The organism is Roseibium sp. JB4-4, assembly GCF_055693425.1.
Map to the genome: position 1 here is coordinate 4,090,544 of NZ_CM146333.1, position 18,797 is coordinate 4,109,340.

Here is an 18,797-nt window from a genome sequence, read left to right on the forward strand (position 1 = left end):
GGTCCGTCACAGGAAGGGGGAATTCATGGGTGCGTTGATTGGTTTCTTCGTACGATTGTACACAATGGTATTCGGCGCAATTGAGCGCCTGACGAACGGCTGGTTTCTCGGACTTGCCGCCAGATTCATCTTTGCGGCCGTTCTGCTCCAGTTTTTCTGGAATTCAGCGCTGACCAAAATCGGTGGAAGTGTTGCCAACATTTTCACACCGACCGCAGGTGCCTATGCGCAGATGCTGCCGCAATTGATGGAACAGGTCAGCTACGATACCAGTCAGATTGCCTTCTTTCCCTATGGACTTATCGTGCTTTTGGGCACCTGGGGTGAATTCATCTTGCCCTTGCTTGTTGTTGTCGGGTTGTTCACACGCTTTGCAAGCCTTGGCATGATCGTCTTCATCATTGTCATGACCTACGTGGATATCACCGGCCACGGTGCGGATGCCAAGACAATCGGTGCGCTCTTTGATGGTGAACCCTATGCGATCATCTCTGATGACCGGCTGTTGTGGATCTTCCTGCTGCTCGTTCCGACCCTCAAGGGCCCCGGCGTGATTTCTCTCGACTGGCTGCTGGGTTCCTACTACCGCAAGCGGGAAATGTACTACGATTGATAATTCATGTTGCCGGTTGGAAGTCGACCTGATTAAACCGGCACATGAACTTTGCAAGCGACAATTGGGCGGGTGCGGCTCCGGCGGTGATGTCGGCGCTGACCCGCCATAATAATGGGTTCGCGTCGGCCTATGCCACCGACCCGCTTACCCAAAGCGTATCCGACACATTCAGTGAAATTTTTGAACGTGAAGTGGCCGTCTATCAGGTCGCAACCGGGAGCGCTGCAAACTCGTTGTCTTTAGCTGCGTATGCCAAGCCCGGGGGCGTCATATTTTGCCACCAGACAGCGCATATCCAGGTTGATGAATGCAATTGTCCCGAATTCATGACCGGCGGCAACAAGTTGGCCGGCGTTCCGGGGGCTTTCGGGAAAATGACCCCTGACGCGCTGGAAAACGCAATGGCTGCTTATCCCGACGGCGTTGTGCATCACGGCCAGGTTGCAGCGGTTTCGTTGACCCAGGCTACAGAATGGGGAACCGTCTATACGCTTGATGAAATTGCCGCGATCAAGAGTGTCGCCGGCTCGCGCGGTATGCCGTTGCACATGGATGGTGCTCGATTTGCCAATGCGCTTGTGTCACTCGGGTGCTCACCGGCGGACATGACCTGGAAGGCGGGCGTTGACGTGCTTTCATTCGGTGCCACGAAAAATGGTTGCTGGTGCGCGGAGGCCGTCGTTTTCTTCGACCTGGAAGCGGCGAAGGGATTTGAGTATTTCCGAAAACGCGGCGGGCATCTTTTTCCAAGAACAGGTTCGTGGCGGCGCAATTTGAAGGCTACTTCGAAAACGATAACTGGATGGCGACGGCTGCTCATGCCAATGCCATGGCGTCGAGCCTCGCTGAAGGCATTCGGGAAGCTGGTGGACGCACAGCTTGCCCAGTCGAAGCAAACGAGGTCTTTCCTATACTCAAGCGCAGGCAATTTGAGGCACTGGAGGTCGCTGGTGCGAAACTCTATGAATGGCCAGCCGATGATTTGCCAAGTGATGCCAAGCCTGCTGACGATGAAGTCTGTTTGCGCATGGTGACAAGTTTCGCCACCGTTGAAGCTGATGTGGACGCGTTCTTGAGTGTCCTTGCGGACACCGTCTGAGCGCCGGTTCGAGACCTTTCAGAACGTCTGGCAATCAGACATCAGGAGAAAGATCAAAAGAGGCGCCTGGGTGTCCAGGCGCCTCGAAGCCGACTTTCGCAAGTTTGGTCAGCAGATTAGTGAGCAGTTGTTTCAATCTGCTTGGCGGAACCGCTCGTGATATCGATCTTGCGCGGTTTCATTGCTTCAGGGATCTCCCGAATGAGATCGACATGGAGCAGTCCGTTTTCGAGGCTTGCGCCATCGACACGGACATGTTCAGCGATCTGGAAACGGCGTTCGAACGTGCGAGATGCGATGCCGCGGTAGAGAATTTCGCGGTCGGTATCTTCGTCAGCCTTCTCACCCTTGATTGTCAGAACGTGCTCTTTGGCTTCAACCGAGAGTTCGTCTTCGGTAAACCCGGCGACCGCCATGGTGATGCGGTAGGTGTTTTCGCCAGTGCGTTCAATGTTGTAAGGCGGATAGCTGGGGGTTTCATTGCCGGCGGAATCCAGCATTGAAAACAAACGGTCAAACCCGACGGTGGACCGATAAAGCGGAGAAAAATCCAAGTGACGCATGTGTAGTGTCCTCTCTTTGAGCAACGGTTACTTCACTTCATAGTGCTTTCCATCATCCCCCATATTGGCGGGACAGGATCGCGCTGCAGACCCGTTCGAGGCGCCTGCAACAAGGAATCTGGGAATTCCTGATTTTCATTTCAAGAGGCTTTCTGGCCGGACGTCTTTCAGATGAACGGCGGATGAACGGAGCCTTCCGATTGGGTTCAAGTGGCCGGGTGCATCTTGTGGCCAACGTCAGCACGGCGCTGACGGCTCAGTCAGGAGAGATGAAAAATGCTTGCCACTCTTTCGAAATTTTCTGCCCCGATCGCCGGTGCCGTTCTGCTTGCGTCCGTCGGTTTTGTTTCCTCCGCCAGTGCGGCTCCCCTGGCCAGTGGGGCAAAGTTCCATCAGCCGCAATCCGAGCTGATCGTGAAAGTCGATCACCGTAAGCACAAAAAACATCGCGGACAGCGTGGCTGGGACGACCGTCGCGGCGGTTGGGGTTACCACGAGATGGGCCCGCGCCAGATCCGCCGCAGCTTGCGTCATCGTGGCTTTCACAAAATCCGGATCCTGGATCGCCGTGGCCCGATGTATATTGTCAAAGCCCGTGCCTGGGGTGGTCAGAAGTTCCGTCTGGTAGTTGATTCAAGGTCAGCGCAGATTGTCCGGAGCCGCCCGGTCGGAGGTCATCGTGCACAGTGGGGTTGGCAACAACGCTGGTAATGTGACGTGAATTTCTTTGGCTTTCAGGGCCGGTCCGACGGGGCCGGCCTGAAGTTTGTTGTGAGCCACGGCGAAGACCGCTATCACAGTTATTCGTTGCCTTAGCTTTTCAAAAGGGGCCGCATGAGCCTTTTCCATCATCCCGACAATCCAGTTCCCGAGGGAACGCAATCCGGATTTGTCGACACGGCAGACGGTGTCAAAATCCGTTTTGCCCACTGGCCTGCAAGAGGACCGGCCCGCAAGGGAACCGTTACGCTGTTGCAGGGGCGGGCGGAATTTATCGAAAAGTACTTCGAAGTTGTCGAGGGTCTGCGGGATCGAGGTTTCAATGTCGTGTCTTTTGATTGGCGCGGCCAGGGCGGTTCCCAGCGTTTGACCCGTAATCCCAGGCGAGGTCACGTCTCGAATTTCAAGAAATACAGGCTCGATCTTCGAACGATTCTCAAAGACATTTCGCTGGCAACTTACCCTGGGCCGCATTTTGCATTGGCCCATTCTACGGGTGGCCTTGTCGTACTGTCTGATTCAGAGCGGCTGCGAACCATGCTTGACCGTGCAGTGATCACCGCACCTCTGCTTGGAATTCCGTCCGGGACCTGGGCGCCTGACATTTCTGCAGCGCGCCGTTGGCTTGTCAGAAAACTGACTTTTGGCGTGCTCGGTCAACCGCCGTTGAAAGCGCTTTCGCCCAAAACCTCCGGATTGATTGAAAAAGTGGGGTTTCCGCTGGCACGCGTCTTTTCAATGATGGGTCTTGGACGTCTCTTTGTTCCAGGTGGCAACGGTCAGATCCTGGTTCCTTACGAATCCAACAGGCAAACATCCGATAAGGTGCGATTTGCGAGGTTCAACAAGGTGCTTGAGGCAGCACCGGAACTTGGCGTTGGGGCGCCAACCATGGGCTGGTTGGCGGCTGCGGCCCGCACCATGCTGTCATTGCGCAAGCGCAATGCTGGACCTGGCATAAAGCTGCCGTGCCTGATCCTGGCCGCAGGGGCTGACAGGGTCGTATCAACACCCCAAATCGAAGATTTTGTTTCGCGGGCGAAAGCGACCGCATATGTCGAAATTGCTGGTGCGGCTCACGAGCTGATGATGGAGCAAGACATCTATCGCGACCAGTTCTGGGCCGCGTTCGACGCGTTTGTTCCAGGCCTGGAAATGGAACTGGAACTTCAAAAATCGGGACTTTAGCTGGCCTTCGCCAGTTCTCTAAGCAATATGTCGTGCAGGTGAGGGTCACCGGAGGCGACAATCTGGCCTCCATCGGCAGGTGAGCCTCCTGTCCATGTCGTGACAACGCCGCCTGCGCCCTCAATGATCGGCACCAGAGCGACGATGTCGTAGGCCTGAAGGCCAGACTCTATGACTGCGTCGCCATGGCCGGCCGCCACCATGCAATAGGCGTAGCAGTCGGTGCCATAGCGCGAGAGCTGTGCAGATGCTTCAATACGGTCGAATGCGGGCCGTTCGATCTCAGTAAACAGTGCCGGGGTTGTCGTGAAGAGGGTTGCGGCTTCGAGGCTCTTGCAAGCTCGGGTCTTGATCGTCATCCGGCCAAGGGAGCCCTGATACCAGGCGCTGCTGCTGTCTCCGCCGAAACGTTCACCGATATAGGGCTGAACCATCATGCCGAGGCTGGGACGGCCTGCTGTTTTCAGGCCGATCAATGTCCCCCAGGTTGGCAATCCGGTGATGAATGCTCTGGTGCCGTCGATCGGATCGAGCACCCAGACATTCTCGGCTTCGAGATTTTCAGGTCCGTGCTCCTCACCGAGAATGCCGTGATCGGGATATTCACTGTTGATCAGGGTGCGCATCGCCGTTTCGCCGTTCTTGTCGGCAATGGTGACCGGGTCAAACCCGGTGTCCCACTTGTTGTCGACAGCAAATCCTTGCCGGAAGTGCGGCATGATCGCGTTGCTTGCAGCGTCCGCAAGCTTGTCAAGAAATGGTGCAAACGTGTTGCTACTGGCTTTGAACCCGTCCGACATTCATCTCTCCCTGGTGAGGGGTAAATCGGTTGAAAAGTGGTGATTTGCCGTCTGTATAACTGTTTCTGCTGAAAATTACCTCAGCAAAACCGGTTTAGTTGCATATTGTTTGATCAGATTTCGAACCGCTTTGGGCTTGACCTTTGTGCGGTGCAATGCAATTTTATTGCGGTGCGATACGTTGTATTGCATCGCCCTCCTTGGGCGTTTCCTCCCTAGACTCGGGCCGCCTCATTTGAGTGCGGCCTCTTTTTTTGTCCGGGGCTATTCGGCGGCGATCGAATCGGCAGGCAAGGCAGCGTCCGGCATGGCAGTCAGCTCCAGGGCGAAGGTCCTCAAGTTGTTGAAGAGCTCGCCGAACCCGGCGGAAGGTTCCTGAGTGGTCTCGTTGAGATAAAGGCCACGATTGATTTCGATCTGAAGCGCGTGCAGGCCACTGGCCGGTCTGCCATAGTGTTCCGTGATGAAACCGCCAGCATAAGGTTTGTTCCGGCTAACGGTGTAGCCAAGGTTTCGCAGGATCGTGCAGGCAAACTCGGTCAAATCACTGCTGCAGCTTGTTCCATAACGGTCACCGAGAATGAAGTCTGGCCGACTGTCGGTCGTCTGGCATTTGATGGTCGATGGCATGGAATGGCAGTCGATCAGCACCGCATACCCGAATGTGACATGGGTCTGCGCAAGGAGCCGTCGCAAGGTCGAGTGATAGGGCTTGTAGATTTCCTCGACCCGCCTGAGGGCTTCTTCAACAGGCAATTTGTGGCGATAGATCTCGTGATTTTCACTCACGATCCGGGCAACAGTCCCAAGGCCTCCCGCCACCCGGATAGAGCGGACATTTGCGTAGGACGGCAGCCGTCCGTCAAACATCTTGGGATCGAGCTCGTATGGCTCTCTGTTCACATCGAGATATGCCCGGGGGAAGTGGGCCCTCAGAAGCGGTGCGCCCATGGGAATGACATGTGCGAAGAGATCGTCCACATAAGCATCTTCAGAGCGCCGAATGGATTTTTCGTCCAGACGCGACGATGCGAGGAAACTTTGAGAATACTGCCGGCCGGAATGGGGCGAATTGAAAACGTATGGCAGGCGCTGATCAGCAGGGCAAAGTACGTCGAACGCCGGATAGCCGTTGAAGTCGGCTTCAAGAGACGTTTGCAAGGAGGGCGGTTTCTTATTCGTCAAATGCCAGGTTCCGGTTATTGCCCTTATGACAAGTTGACCCATGGTGCCAAGGAATCAACACGCAGTCCACAGTGTTGATATCAAAAGCTTAGGAGAACCAATTCTGGCTATCATTCTGTGGAATTCGGGCTATAACCGGCAGAAGGAGCTCTGAAATTCGCTCCGGATATCAAAAATAAAGGGAAATGGTCATAAACGATGTCGCGTATCCTGCTAGCCGAAGATGATAATGACATGCGCCGCTTTTTGGCGAAAGCTCTGGAAAACGCCGGCCATGATGTTGTGTCTTTCGATAACGGCAAAAGCGCTTACGAGCGTTTGCGCGAGGAGCCCTTTTCCCTGCTGTTGACCGATATCGTGATGCCGGAGATGGACGGGATCGAGCTCGCAAGGCGCGCAACGGAACTGGATCCGGATCTGAAGGTGATGTTTATAACCGGCTTTGCAGCAGTGGCCCTGAACCCTGAATCGGATGCGCCCAAGGATGCAAAAGTTCTGTCTAAGCCCTTCCATTTGAAGGATCTTGTGCAGGAAGTCGAACGCATGCTGGCGGCCTGATACCAAGTACCTGAATTGGCCGCTGCCGGACATGTGATAATTTGCCGGTTCGGTGAAAAAGGGGGTTGCACAGATCTGCGTTCCCCGCTATATCGCACTCCACCACGGCGTCGGGGCGCCAGACTACCGAGATATTCGGGCGTGTAGCTCAGCGGGAGAGCACTTCGTTGACATCGAAGGGGTCACAGGTTCAATCCCTGTCACGCCCACCATTTTTGCGCTGATTGATGGTTTCAAGAGGCGCGGGTTGATCAGAAGACAGGCGCATTTGCTGCAGCTGCTTTTAAGAACAACCCAGTCGAATGTGAGCGCCGCAGGCGCTCATTTGGTTTAGAGAAGCAGGACCCTTAAGAGGGGGACAGTGACATGAAGATCAAAAACTCGCTTAAAGCGCTGATGGGCCGTCACCGCGACAACCGTATGGTTCGTCGTAAAGGCCGCGTCTACATCATCAACAAGAAAAACCCGCGTTTCAAAGCACGCCAGGGCTGATCTTGCCGGTGCGATTGTGCGTCGGATTCGTTGATTCCCGTTTGTCTGGAAGCGCTTAGCAGGCAGCTTTCAGGGCGGTACAGATGATTCCCTGCCGTGCGCACCAAGATGTGTAAATTTCCCGGATTGACCGCCGCATCTAACGACCCATAATCGTTGGATGCGGATTTTTGTGTTTGCCATCGTTTTTTTTGTCGGTTCCGGGATCGCCGGTGCTCAACCCGTTCCCGATCTTGGACCGGATGTGGACCCTCCGTCGGCAGAAGACTTCAACCCGATGCCTGAAGACCTTCCGCAAGACGGCGGGCAGGTTGTTGTTGAGGACGCGGATCCGGAGGAGGAGCAGTCCAGGCTGGACGAGCTTTATGCAGAGCTTGCAGATACGGACGACACGAACGCTGCGGCGCGTATAACACGCGAAATCCAGCGCATCTGGATGGATTCTGGCAGTGACACCGTTGACGTGCTGATGTCGCGTGCGGGCAAGGCACTCCAGGCAGACGACCACGGACTTGCTCTTGATCTGCTGGACGTTGTGGTGGTTTTGAAGCCATCTTTTGCGGAAGGCTGGAACCGCCGTGCGACCGTGCACTACATGCGAGAGGACTTCGGCAAATCGCTGGTCGACATCGAGCGGACGCTTGCGCTTGAACCTCGGCACTGGGGCGCTTTGTCGGGATTGGCAATCATTCAGCGGCGGCTTGGTTTTGAGGACAGCGCTCTGGAAACATTCAAGCGTGCGCTTGAGGTCAATCCAAGCCTGGAGAATGCCACCAAGGCTGTGGAGGATCTTGAAAAAGACGCTGAGGGTGAACCAGCCTGACCTGACAAACGTACCGTTTCCATTCCGATAAACGGTATGTTGAAATGTTTGTTGTTCGCTTCACCATGTATTTTTTGTTGCTGATCTCGGTTCTTCTCATCCTGTCCGCAGCCTATACAGCCTGGCGTGTCAGTCAGATTTCTGCGGCGCATCAGCCCGACGGCAGCTTTGCCGAAATCGATGGCGTCAAACTCCATTACCATCTGTTTCCTGCGGACAATCAGGACAGTGACGCACCTGTCCTGGTGTTCATTCATGGGGCCAGCGGCAATGCCTATGACCCCATGATCGCGTTCAAGGATGCGTTTGACGGCAGGTATACGACCCTCTTTGTGGATCGGCCGGGTCTCGGGTTCTCGGAACGCGATTTTGAACGGCACAGTTCGCTTGAAGGACAAGCCGGAGTTATTGCCGGGTTGCTTGAATATCTTGACATAAAGAAGTCCATTGTTGTTGGACATTCTTTCGGAGCCGCGGTCACTGTCGTTCTTGGGCTGACATATCCAGAACGCATCGCGGGGCTGGCATTTATCGCACCCGTCAGCCATCCCTGGCCAGGTGGCGTGGACTGGCACTATTCGATGGCTGCCCTTCCGATTGTCGGTGACCTCTTTACAAGAACTTTGACGCTACCACTTGCAGAACGCCTTGCTCCCGCAGCCATTCTCCGGGTCTTCGCCCCTGGGCAGGCGCCGGAACGTTATGCCGAACGGATAAACCTGCCGCTCTTGTACAGGCCGCAGTCTTTCCGGGCGAATTCAACCGACATAGCGACGCTGAAACCGCAAGTCACGCGGCATGCCAAATCTTATCACAAGATTGGACAACCGGCATTGGTTGTCACTGGCGCGGACGACACGATTGTCTGGCCGTCGATCCATAGCAAGGGGTTGCGCCGAGACTTGCCAAACGCTGAACTGATCGTTTTGGAAAACGCTGGCCACATGCCGCATCATCTACGCAATGACAAGGTCATCGAGGCGCTGGGAACCCTGATCGACCGCGTGAAGGCCGCGCCTGGTGAAATTCAGGGGACTGCGAGGAAGCCTCAATTGCGCGAACCGGCATGAAAAAGGCGGCCCATGGCCGCCCTTTCAATTCTGTGATGACTTAGTCTCGGTGTTTCAACCGATTAGACCCTCAAATGCCGCCCTGACCATCGTTGCCGACAAATGCAATGCGCAACAGGTTTGTGGATCCCGGTGTGCCAAACGGGACGCCGGCAGTCACGATGATCCTTTGGCCTGGCTTGGCGAACTGTTCCGAATAGGAAATTCGGCAGGCACGATCGATCATGTCTTCCTCGTTGGCGGCATCTTCACTGACGACGCAGTGCAGGCCCCAGCCAAGTGCAAGTCGGCGCGCTGTTGCCAGGACCGGTGACAGAACGATCACCGGGCACGCGGGCCGTTCACGAGAGGCACGCAATCCCGTTGCGCCCGATGTCGTGTAACAGACAACAGCCGCCAGATTGAGCGTCTCGGCAATCTGCCGTGCAGCCGCGGAGATCGCGTCGGCACCCGTTGCTTCAGGCTCGGCGCGCTGTGCATAGATGATGTTGCGGTAGTTGTTGTCCTGTTCAACCTGCTGGGCGATTTTGTCCATGGTGGCAACCGCTTCAACAGGGAAATCGCCGGCAGCCGATTCAGCTGACAGCATGACTGCATCAGCGCCTTCGAAAACGGCGGTGGCAACGTCGGAGACTTCCGCGCGGGTCGGGACAGGTGCAGAAATCATGGATTCCAGCATCTGGGTGGCAATCACGACCGGCTTGCCGGCACGGCGGCAGGCACGCGTGATCTGCTTCTGCAGCCCTGGAACCTGTTCCAGCGGCATTTCCACGCCAAGGTCACCACGGGCAACCATGATTGCATCGGACAGTTCAATGATTTCGTCCAGGCGACCGATTGCCTGAGGCTTTTCGATCTTTGCCAGAACTCCAGCGCGTCCACGCGTGATCTTGCGGACTTCGGCCAAGTCGTCAGGGCGCTGCACAAAGGAAAGGGCTACCCAGTCGACATTTTGTTCCAGTGCGGCGATCAGGTCCTTGTGGTCCTTCTCGGTCATCGCACTCGTTTTGATTTCGGTGTCGGGAACACTGATGCCCTTGCGGTCCGAAAGCTTGCCACCAACAATCACTTCAGTAACAGCTTTGGTTGCTGTGGCTTCAATGACTTTCAACTGGATCTTGCCGTCATCGAGCAGCAGGCGGTGACCTGGCTCAAGCGCTTCCAGAATTTCCGGATGCGGGAGGTGGACCCGGTTGATGTCGCCGCCGGATTTGTCTGCGTCCAGCGTAAACGTTGCGCCGTTTGCCAGCATGACGGGGCCACCTGTGAATGTTCCCACACGCAGCTTTGGTCCCTGAAGGTCAGCCAGAATTCCGATCGGCCTCCCGATTTTCTCTTCGACAGAACGGATACGCTCAACGAGCATTTTCAGACGGTCATGATCTGTATGACTCATATTGATGCGGAACACATCCGCACCTGAGCGATACAGTTTTTCAATTATGTCTTGTTCTGAGGAAGAGGGTCCGAGAGTTGCTAAGATTTTGACTCGTCGGTTTCGCCTCATCGCCCACCTGTTCCTTGTTGCACGGGTTCGGTCAACTGGACTGTCCAGCTGCTCTGTTCGCCCGTGTCGATTTCAAAAAAGCCTGTCCGCTCAAATCCGCGAGCCACACAGTCTTCAATTCCGCGAATGGTGAACTCTTTCTCCCGGGTGCACATGAATGCCCGGCCGCCCCATTCGCCAAACTGGTCGTAATCAACTGCGTAGATGTAATAGTATCGTGACACCAGCGCGCCCGGGACCAGCGTCTCGCAAGAATTTGATGCGAGGTTCCACCAGCCTTCGGTGACCCAGTCGGTCTTGTCTTTGTAGCCTATGGCGACACCGACCTGACTGTCTGTCTTGTTGCACAGGCGCAAATCGGCCCTGGCGTCTTCACTTGATGCGGAAAAAGCAGCACGGTCAAAAGTCCGGTCAAGGCAGCTTTCATGGGCACACCAATACGTGCCCGAGACCCACCCTGGTACCGTTCCCCAACCTTAAACATATGCAGTCGTTCACTTTGCTGCTTTACAGACATTCGCTTTTTGCGTGGACAAGGGGGTCTTGTCAACGTCGTTAACAGGATACGGATGGCTTTCGCCCAGACTTAATCCCGAAATCGCCCCTTGAAATTTGCCCGGAAGGACGATTACCCCACCTATGAAGTCAAAAATGGGGCGGGAACAAGGCCGTTGGGACCCTGATAGAAGTTAGCCATCAACAAACCGTATACAAAGTGGGTCTTTCCTCAGGAAAGAGGCTGAAAATAAAGCCGTTTTCCGACGTGCACCCGATTGCCGGATGTTGAGAGACCGGTCCTCCCGAATCGGACGGAGGACAGATTATTATTCAGGCTTGGTTCCGGAACGAGTTTGCCGTAAACCTGTCGGCCTGCGCCTGCAGACGCCTTCAGATTTTCCACGACGCGAGAAATGATAGAAACAGCAGCCGAGGCTGGCGAAGCTTTTCAGCCAACAGAATACATACCTGGAGACTTCAGTTCCGGCCTTCTGCTGTTGTGTGACCATGCGCGCAATACAGTACCCCCAGGCTATGGCGACCTTGGAGTTCCCGCTGAACAGTTTCAGCGGCATATCGGCTACGACATTGGAGCGCGCGCCGTTACCCTTGAACTTGCCAGGCGTTTGGAAGCGCCGGCCTGCCTGACGACATTTTCACGTCTCTTCATTGATCCCAATCGCGGCGAAGACGACCCGACATTGATCATGAGATTGTCAGACGGCGCGGTTGTGCCGGGAAATGCCGGGGTTGACGCGGCTGAAAGAGCGTATCGCATCCAGGCGTTTCATGAGCCCTATCACAGCCTCATAGATGCTACGCTCGAAGCCATGAATGCGGTGACGGCGCCGCCGGTAGTGGTGTCGATCCACAGTTTCACGCCCGTCTGGCGCGGCGTGCCGAGACCGTGGCACGCGACGGTTCTCTGGGACTGTGACCCACGCGCAGTCAAGCCGATGCTTGCCGGGTTGCGCGCGCAAGACGACCTCGTTGTCGGTGACAATGAGCCTTATGACGGTGCACTCAAAAACGACACAATGTATCGGCACGCAACGCGCAATGGCCTTGCTCATGTGTTGCTCGAATTGCGGCAGGATTTGATCGCCGACGACAGTGGCGCCAAGGAGTGGGCCGATCGTTTGGAGCCAACTTTGCGGGCAATTGCGCAAATGCCGGATTGCCGGAAGATTCAACACTTCAAATCGCGCAGCGACACTGACTAAACGCCGCGAATTTGGCTTGAACTGGAAGATCCAGGGAGGTTTGCATAATGGACGAACAGACAAAACTCGAACTAGAAGCCGCTGTGTTCCGACGTCTCGTCGAGCATCTGCGTGGAAGAACCGATGTTCAGAACATCGACATGATGAACCTTTCGGGTTTTTGCCGGAACTGTCTTTCCAACTGGTATCAGGACGCAGCTGCCGAGAAGGGACTGCCATTGGAGAAGGCGGATGCGCGCGAGATCGTTTACGGCATGCCCTATGACGAATGGAAGTCCAAGTATCAGACCGAAGCGAGTGCTGAACAGACGGCGGCTTTTGAAAAAGCAAACCTCAGCACTGATCGGTGGCACGATTGCCGGTCATTCATCGCTTGACGGACATCACCGAGTCTGGCAGGGCACACGCAATTTTCATGGAACCCGTCAGGCAAGCAGATTTCAGCCTTCCGGGGACACATTGACTGTCAAGAAAAATGAAGAAGGAGAACTAAGTTCATGTCCGATCCGGGTGGAGTAGCAGCAGATCAATTGCGCGCATTTGTCGAGCGTATCGAGCGGTTGGAAGAAGAGAAAAAGGTCATCTCTGACGACATCAAGGACGTTTACGCTGAAGCAAAGGGTAACGGCTACGATGTAAAAATCCTGCGCAAAGTTGTCTCACTCCGCAAGAAGCAACCTCATGAGCGTGAGGAAGAGGAAGCGGTGCTGGACCTCTACATGCATGCACTTGGCATGGCGGCGCCGGCGGCTTCCGATTCAGAAAGCTGACTTCAAGGTGGGCTCTATAGCCGGCCACGACGAAAAAGAGCGGCCCCATGGGCCGCTCTTTTTTTGTCTTAATTCGTCAAGAACCTGAAGCGTTATCGTGCAAAACGCACTGGAAGCACAACCACCGCAGGGCCATCGAAGCGGTCTGTTCTAAGCCCGCCATAAGGTGCGCGATCAAAGCTTGCGGAGACGAACCGGTTGCCCGGCATCATGACGTTCTTCAATGCGCGCTGGTTGGGGTGGCTCAATGACGCAAATGCCTGGTGACGGGTGGTTCCAGCACCTGACAAAAGCGTAGACCCTGATTTGTCGGGCAGGCTGGCGAAGCCGGCCAGCGGATCCACGATCTGATCACGTGGAATGCGTCCCGACAGTGAGGGCTGTACCGGTGCCGGCCGGTCTGGATTGGCTGATTGAGGGCGCGCTTCGGACTGACGTTGACCGGTGATGGATGGCCTCAACGACCGGCTCAAGGCAGGCGGTGTCGCAGCTGCCGAAGCATAAGCCAGCGTTGTTTCAGGCCGTGGCGCGGGTAATGGCGAAGGAACTCTGGTTCCGGTGGCCGCCGCAATTGCCGCGACAGGGTCGGTGACGGGAGCGGAGGCAGGAACCGGAATGGAACCGGTTGTTCCCAAAGTTGCCGCTGCAAGCTGTGCGGCTTCGCTGAGGCCCTGATCAGGTTTTTGAGAAGGCGCGCGTGCGACCTGGAAACGACTGTCGATGACCGCGTTGGTCGGCAGTGGCTGGCCATTTTCGATTGCAATGCGCTGCGCGTCCAGGGTGTTCGCCACTGGAGCTGCAGTGCCAATCGCTGCGGGAGGTACAGGTTCGTCGATACCGGGTTTGAACGTCGGCGCGGCACTTGCAACGAGCACAGGCGCGGTCGCTGGTTCAGGTTGTTGCTCTTCCAGTACCTTCCTGGCGGGGACCGGCGGGTTCTTCACCACGGGCGAAACGGTTGCTTGTGCCGGTGTGCTCCGCTGGTTGCCAACAGCTCCTGGACGCGCAGACCGATTGTTGTTGTCATTGTCGCCACCGAACAGACTTGCGAACAGGTTGCCGCCACCAGATGTGTTGCGCTCCTGGCCGGCTGCCGGGATCGGCGCGCCAGGCTTCGTCAGGTTCTGATCTCTTGTGCTTGATCGGCCCTGACCGGAGGATGAGCGGCTGTTGGAAGCGACGATGGTTGGGCGCGACGGTCTCTTCTTGCCGGACTTGGCTTCCGCGAGTGCAATCTTGTAGCCCTTCAGCGGTTTGCCGTCTGACGGAATATGAAGCGTCTTGCCACTTGGAAAAACCCTGGCCAGCTGAGAGCGGCTCATCTTTGGCCAGTGTCGTACCCGGCCGGTGTCCATGTGAACAAATGGCGATCCGGAGCGTGGATAATATCCGACACCGCCGATTTCCTTACGCAGACCGGCTTCTCTCAGCTTGGCAAGATTGACGCCAGGTATGTAAAAATCCATCGCCTTGCCAAGCGTGTGCTGGCTGTTTCTTGCCACGCCTGACGAACGCTTGCGGAGCATGTTGTTGGTCGCCGGTGAACGGTAGCTGGAGACGACGTAAATATGGTCTCGCGCGCCAACTTTCCGATACACTTCCCAGACAAGGTCGAGAAGTTCCGGATCCATCTTGATGATTTCGTTGCGTCGCCAATCGCGCAAGAAACGGTTGGCTTCTCGCAATCCACCTGGAAGATAGCGTCCGTTTTTCTTGAACGTGATGGATACGCGTTCTTTGGTGTGCGTGTTGTAAAGCTTAAGTGTGCGGGTCTCGGCCTGTGCTGCAGGCACAAGGCAGGCAGACGCAACAGCAAGCGCGCCTGCAATCTTCGCGGCACGTCTCAGCCATACGGCGGCGTTGAAACCAACTAACCGTTTACGCAATCTCTATCTCGCCGTTTTCGAGGGCTTGCGCCCATCCCGTGCTCCCCAGCAGGTGGGATTATTAGCTGCTGTAGGTTAAGAAGTTTTTACCCTAAATCCGCTTGTTTGATAATCGTGGCAGAATTGCAACGATGCAAGTGTGATGAGGGCAAAATCCTCCGGTCGCGCTGGATAACCGGAGAATGCGTCAAAAAATCGTCCAAATTCATTCAACTGTCCTTGAGTTGCCTCAAGTCAGGCTGCGGCATCTTTGCCGCCCTCTTCCAATCCGTATTCCTTGAGCTTCCGATACAGGGTGGAGCGCCCGATTCCGAGTCTCTTGGCAACTTCCGTCATGCGTCCGGAATAGTGATTGATGGCGGCGCGAATCAACTCTTCCTCGATGTCGGTGAGTTTTCGCACATGCCCGTCCCTGTCCAGATTGCGCATGAAACCGAATGGTGCGGCCTGCTCGAATGCTGACGTGTGTGCCGGCCGGGGTGCTGGAGTGTGCGCAGGAGCCGCTGTCACCGATGCACCGGAAATCGATGACGGTCCTTCGGATACGGCGGCCGGTGCCAGGATGCCTGAAGATACTCCAGGCTGGGTGGCGGCAGAGGCGACCTGCGGAAAATCATTTATGGTCAGCTGAGCACCATCACATAGGACCACGGCGCGGAAGACTGCATTTTCCAGCTGCCGGATGTTGCCAGGCCAGTGGTAGGCCTGAAGTAGCTCCAGAGCCTGCGGAGCGACGCCCGCAACCTGAGGCTTGCCCTCCTCGGCTGCAAAGCGGGCAAGGAAATGCCGTGTCAGGGCTGGAATGTCCTCCCGTCTGTCGCGCAGCGGCGGAATCCAGATCGGAAAAACATTCAAACGGTAATAGAGATCTTCCCGGAAAACGCCTTCCTTGACCTGATCGACCAGGCGGCGGTTGGTCGCTGAAATCAGCCTGAAATCCACCTTGACGGGCCTGCGGGATCCAATCGGGTCGATTTCACCTTCCTGAATCGCACGCAACAGTTTCACCTGCACTTCCTGGGGCAATTCACCTACTTCATCGAGAAACAGGGTGCCGCCATGTGCTTCCTGGAATTTGCCGACATGTTTGTCGACTGCACCGGTGAAGGCTCCCTTTTCATGTCCGAAAAGAATGGATTCCACCAAATTATCGGGAATAGCACCGCAGTTGACGGTCACCAGCGGTTTTGACTTGCGGTCGCTGGAGCCCTGGATAGCGCTGGCTATCATCTCCTTGCCGACGCCGCTTTCTCCCTCGATCAGAATGGGAATATTCGAAGCAGCGGCGCGTTTGCCAAGATTGATCACACGCTCCATCGCGGCTGATTGCGTAACAATGTCAGCGAATGTCAGTGTGCCGGAGACCTGTTTTCTGAAACGGGTGATCTCGCCCTCAAGGGCGGATGTCTTGAGGAGGTTGCGAATGGAAACGTTCAGGCGTTCCGGCGCAACCGGCTTGACTGCAAAGTCCTGTGCGCCGGCATTCATGACCGACACAACCGTATCGATGCCGCCATGTGCCGTCTGGACAATGACGGGTGTTGCGATCTTGTCTCCTCGCAGGCGTTCAAGCACACCCAGCCCATCCAGTTCGGGCATGACCATGTCCAGAATGATCAGATCGATCTCACTGGCCTCCGGACCAGTCATGATGCGGACGGCCTCCGCGCCGTTTTCTGCTGTTTTCGAACGGTAGCCGAATTTCTTGACGGCTTCCTGTAGCAGCCTGCGCTGGATGGGGTCGTCGTCAACGATAAGAATTTTGCCGCTGATTGCTTGCATAGCGTGCTCTGGTCGCCCTGAATTGTCTCGTTTCGAGCCATTCTGGTCGCAATTGGGTAAACAAATCGTCCAGGTGAAGGTGAAAAAGTTTTCCTTTTCCGATTGCAGGGTTGGGCCTGGCACGCCTAATTAGTCAGAAGGGCTTTTTCATTGCCTGCACTTTTGGCCGACCGTTCCCGGAGACATTCATGCCTTTCCCGACACCCGTATTCGCCGCTCAGTCTTCTGCATCGGCTGACCTTGGCTCTCTTCCGGAGTGGAACCTGAGCGATCTTTATCAGGCAGTGGATGCTCCTGAAGTCTCTGCGGACCTGAAGGAGAGCCTGGATCGCGCAAAAACCTTCGAGGCATCCTACAAAGGCCGGCTCGCAGAAATGGCCAAAGACAATGTGCCGGCGTTGGTCACTGCCATTCGTGCTTTTGAAGACCTTCAAGATCTGATGGGGCGACTGATCTCTTTTGCTGGTCTGGTCTATGCCGGTAACACCGTCGATCCTGTTTCTCAGAAATTTTATGGTGATGTGCAGGAACAGATCACGACAGCCAGCTCGCATCTGCTGTTTTTCACGCTTGAATTGAACCAGGTGGAGGATGCTGTCGTTGAAGCTGCGCTTCAGGACCAGCAGCTGGCGCATTATCGTCCTTGGATCGAAGACCTTCGCAAGGACAAACCGTATCAGCTGGAAGATCGCGTCGAGCAGTTGTTTCATGAAAAGTCAGTGACCGGGAGCAGCGCCTGGAACCGGTTGTTCGATGAGACCATGGCGTCTCTTTCGTTCAAGGTTGACGACCAGGACCTCACCATAGAGCCGACGCTCAATCTTCTGGTGGATCCCTCTCCAGATATGCGTCGCAAGGCGTCTGAAGCGCTGACGGCTACTTTCAAGGCAAACCTTGGGACTTTCACCTTGATCACCAACACGTTGGCCAAGGACAAGGAAATCTCAGATCGCTGGCGGAATTTTTCCGATATTGCCGACAGTCGACACCTGGCCAACAGAGTGGAGCGCGAAGTCGTCGAGGCAATGGTTGCTGCCGTTCGCGACGCTTATCCGCGCCTGTCGCACCGGTACTACAAGCTGAAGGCCAAATGGCTTGGCATGGATCAGCTGAACACCTGGGACCGCAATGCGCCGCTACCTGATGCCGATACCCGTGTGATCTCCTGGGAAGAAGCCAAGCAAACCGTATTGTCGGCTTACAGCGCATTCTCGCCCGATATGGCAGACATTGCAGGACGCTTTTTCGACAAGAACTGGATCGATGCACCGGCGCGCTCCGGCAAGGCGCCGGGAGCTTTCGCGCATCCGACAGTGCCGAGCGCCCATCCTTATGTCCTGCTGAACTATCAGGGCAAGATCCGGGATGTAATGACACTTGCACATGAACTCGGGCACGGGGTGCACCAGGTTCTGGCAGGGCCAAATGGTGCTCTGATGGCGCCAACGCCATTGACGCTTGCTGAAACCGCGAGTGTCTTTGGCGAAATGCTGACGTTCAAGTCCTTGCTTGCAAAGGCTTCCGATCCGCAAACGCGCAAGGTGATGCTGGCGTCCAAGGCGGAAGACATGATCAACACCGTGGTGCGACAGATCGCGTTCTACACCTTCGAGCGCAAGGTGCATTCCGAACGACGCAACGGCGAACTGACCTCAGACAAGATCGGCGAGCTTTGGCTTTCCGTGCAGGAGGAAAGCCTCGGGCCGGCGATCAAGCTGAACGAGGGTTACGAAACCTACTGGACCTATATCCCTCATTTCATTCATTCGCCTTTCTACGTTTATGCATATGCGTTCGGCGACTGTCTGGTGAATTCGCTCTATGCCGTTTATGAGGAAGCGGAAACGGGCTTCCAGGAAAAGTACTTTGATCTGTTGAAAGCTGGTGGCACCAAGCATCATTCCGAATTGCTGGTACCTTTCGGACTGAGCGCAGCTGATCCCGACTTCTGGAAAAAGGGCCTGTCCGTTATTGAACGGATCATCGATGAACTGGAAGACCTCGATAAGGCCTGAGG

The 18,797-nt window shown here is 55.7% G+C and carries 17 protein-coding genes, 1 tRNA gene and 2 pseudogenes; 13 read left to right on the forward strand and 7 right to left on the reverse strand.

The features are described 5' to 3' along the window. Positions 1-25: 25 nt before the first annotated feature. Together ACZ1HV_RS19260 and ACZ1HV_RS19265 are read left to right on the forward strand one after the other, a co-directional pair. The gene (locus tag ACZ1HV_RS19260; protein ID WP_298984578.1) at positions 26-613 is read left to right on the forward strand and encodes a DoxX family protein; all 588 of its coding nucleotides are present in this window, start codon (positions 26-28) and stop codon (positions 611-613) included. Positions 614-657: 44 nt separating this feature from the next. Further along, positions 658-1,715 (forward strand): annotated as a pseudogene (locus ACZ1HV_RS19265) (threonine aldolase family protein). A 116-nt stretch (positions 1,716-1,831) separates the two neighbouring features. On the opposite strand, the gene ACZ1HV_RS19270 reads toward ACZ1HV_RS19265, so the two are convergent. Further along, positions 1,832-2,278 (reverse strand): Hsp20 family protein, encoded by a 447-nt coding sequence (locus ACZ1HV_RS19270; RefSeq protein ID WP_298819798.1) that lies wholly within the window; start codon positions 2,276-2,278, stop codon positions 1,832-1,834. 276 nt (positions 2,279-2,554) lie between these two features. On the opposite strand from ACZ1HV_RS19270, the gene ACZ1HV_RS19275 reads away from it, so the two are divergent. Then, positions 2,555-2,989: a hypothetical protein gene (locus ACZ1HV_RS19275; protein ID WP_298819800.1), complete on the forward strand. Its 435-nt coding sequence runs from the start codon at positions 2,555-2,557 to the stop codon at positions 2,987-2,989. Positions 2,990-3,112: 123 nt separating this feature from the next. Then, a complete protein-coding gene (locus ACZ1HV_RS19280) occupies positions 3,113-4,186 on the forward strand; it encodes an alpha/beta fold hydrolase (RefSeq protein ID WP_472716037.1) in 1,074 nt (357 codons plus the stop codon). On the opposite strand, the gene hisN is transcribed toward ACZ1HV_RS19280, so the two are convergent. After that, positions 4,183-4,986 (reverse strand): histidinol-phosphatase, encoded by an 804-nt coding sequence (hisN, locus tag ACZ1HV_RS19285; RefSeq protein WP_472716038.1) that lies wholly within the window; start codon positions 4,984-4,986, stop codon positions 4,183-4,185. The two genes, ACZ1HV_RS19280 and hisN, sit on opposite strands and share 4 nt — an antisense overlap. A 264-nt stretch (positions 4,987-5,250) precedes the next feature. Beyond that, positions 5,251-6,171 carry an N-formylglutamate amidohydrolase gene (locus ACZ1HV_RS19290; protein ID WP_472716039.1) on the reverse strand — a complete coding sequence of 307 codons (921 nt, stop codon included), beginning with the start codon at positions 6,169-6,171 and terminating at the stop codon, positions 5,251-5,253. Positions 6,172-6,369: 198 nt separating this feature from the next. On the opposite strand from ACZ1HV_RS19290, the gene cpdR reads away from it, so the two are divergent. From cpdR to ACZ1HV_RS19315, 5 genes are all read left to right on the forward strand, one after another. Next, entirely contained in the window at positions 6,370-6,729 is a 360-nt protein-coding gene (gene cpdR, locus ACZ1HV_RS19295; RefSeq protein WP_055677766.1) for a cell cycle two-component system response regulator CpdR, read from the forward strand. 137 nt (positions 6,730-6,866) lie between these two features. Beyond that, positions 6,867-6,941: transfer RNA gene (locus ACZ1HV_RS19300), tRNA-Val, on the forward strand. A gap of 154 nt (positions 6,942-7,095) precedes the next feature. Next, positions 7,096-7,221, forward strand: a complete 126-nt coding sequence (ykgO, locus tag ACZ1HV_RS19305; protein ID WP_008551489.1) for a type B 50S ribosomal protein L36 — start codon at positions 7,096-7,098, stop codon at positions 7,219-7,221. A gap of 172 nt (positions 7,222-7,393) precedes the next feature. Then, positions 7,394-8,044 carry a tetratricopeptide repeat protein gene (locus ACZ1HV_RS19310; RefSeq protein ID WP_298819817.1) on the forward strand — a complete coding sequence of 217 codons (651 nt, stop codon included), beginning with the start codon at positions 7,394-7,396 and terminating at the stop codon, positions 8,042-8,044. A 44-nt stretch (positions 8,045-8,088) separates the two neighbouring features. Continuing rightward, the gene (locus ACZ1HV_RS19315; protein ID WP_472716040.1) at positions 8,089-9,114 is read left to right on the forward strand and encodes an alpha/beta fold hydrolase; all 1,026 of its coding nucleotides are present in this window, start codon (positions 8,089-8,091) and stop codon (positions 9,112-9,114) included. A 70-nt stretch (positions 9,115-9,184) separates the two neighbouring features. Here ACZ1HV_RS19315 and pyk read toward each other — a convergent pair whose 3' ends face one another. Both pyk and ACZ1HV_RS19325 read right to left on the reverse strand, forming a co-directional pair. Then, positions 9,185-10,621: a pyruvate kinase gene (pyk, locus tag ACZ1HV_RS19320; RefSeq protein ID WP_298819821.1), complete on the reverse strand. Its 1,437-nt coding sequence runs from the start codon at positions 10,619-10,621 to the stop codon at positions 9,185-9,187. Further along, positions 10,618-11,048, reverse strand: a pseudogene (locus tag ACZ1HV_RS19325) (DUF1036 domain-containing protein). Before ACZ1HV_RS19325 ends, pyk begins: the two are co-directional and overlap by 4 nt. 484 nt (positions 11,049-11,532) lie before the next feature. On the opposite strand from ACZ1HV_RS19325, the gene ACZ1HV_RS19330 reads away from it, so the two are divergent. From ACZ1HV_RS19330 to ACZ1HV_RS19340, 3 genes are all read left to right on the forward strand, one after another. After that, complete coding sequence (locus ACZ1HV_RS19330) at positions 11,533-12,342, forward strand: N-formylglutamate amidohydrolase (protein WP_298960950.1); 810 nt, start codon at positions 11,533-11,535, stop codon at positions 12,340-12,342. Positions 12,343-12,389: 47 nt separating this feature from the next. Continuing rightward, the gene (locus ACZ1HV_RS19335) at positions 12,390-12,719 is read left to right on the forward strand and encodes a DUF1244 domain-containing protein (protein ID WP_472716041.1); all 330 of its coding nucleotides are present in this window, start codon (positions 12,390-12,392) and stop codon (positions 12,717-12,719) included. Between the two features lie 120 nt (positions 12,720-12,839). Beyond that, on the forward strand, positions 12,840-13,112 hold the full coding sequence (locus ACZ1HV_RS19340) for a DUF2312 domain-containing protein (RefSeq protein WP_298819829.1): 273 nt from the start codon (positions 12,840-12,842) through the stop codon (positions 13,110-13,112). A gap of 92 nt (positions 13,113-13,204) precedes the next feature. On the opposite strand, the gene mepK is transcribed toward ACZ1HV_RS19340, so the two are convergent. Both mepK and ACZ1HV_RS19350 read right to left on the reverse strand, forming a co-directional pair. Further along, entirely contained in the window at positions 13,205-14,941 is a 1,737-nt protein-coding gene (gene mepK / locus ACZ1HV_RS19345) for a peptidoglycan L,D-endopeptidase MepK (protein ID WP_472718472.1), read from the reverse strand. A 291-nt stretch (positions 14,942-15,232) separates the two neighbouring features. Continuing rightward, on the reverse strand, positions 15,233-16,780 hold the full coding sequence (locus ACZ1HV_RS19350) for a sigma-54-dependent transcriptional regulator (protein WP_298960954.1): 1,548 nt from the start codon (positions 16,778-16,780) through the stop codon (positions 15,233-15,235). 188 nt (positions 16,781-16,968) lie between these two features. Between ACZ1HV_RS19350 and ACZ1HV_RS19355 the strand changes: the two genes are divergently transcribed. Beyond that, on the forward strand, positions 16,969-18,795 hold the full coding sequence (locus ACZ1HV_RS19355; RefSeq protein ID WP_298960956.1) for a M3 family oligoendopeptidase: 1,827 nt from the start codon (positions 16,969-16,971) through the stop codon (positions 18,793-18,795). The last annotated feature ends 2 nt before the right edge of the window (positions 18,796-18,797 follow it).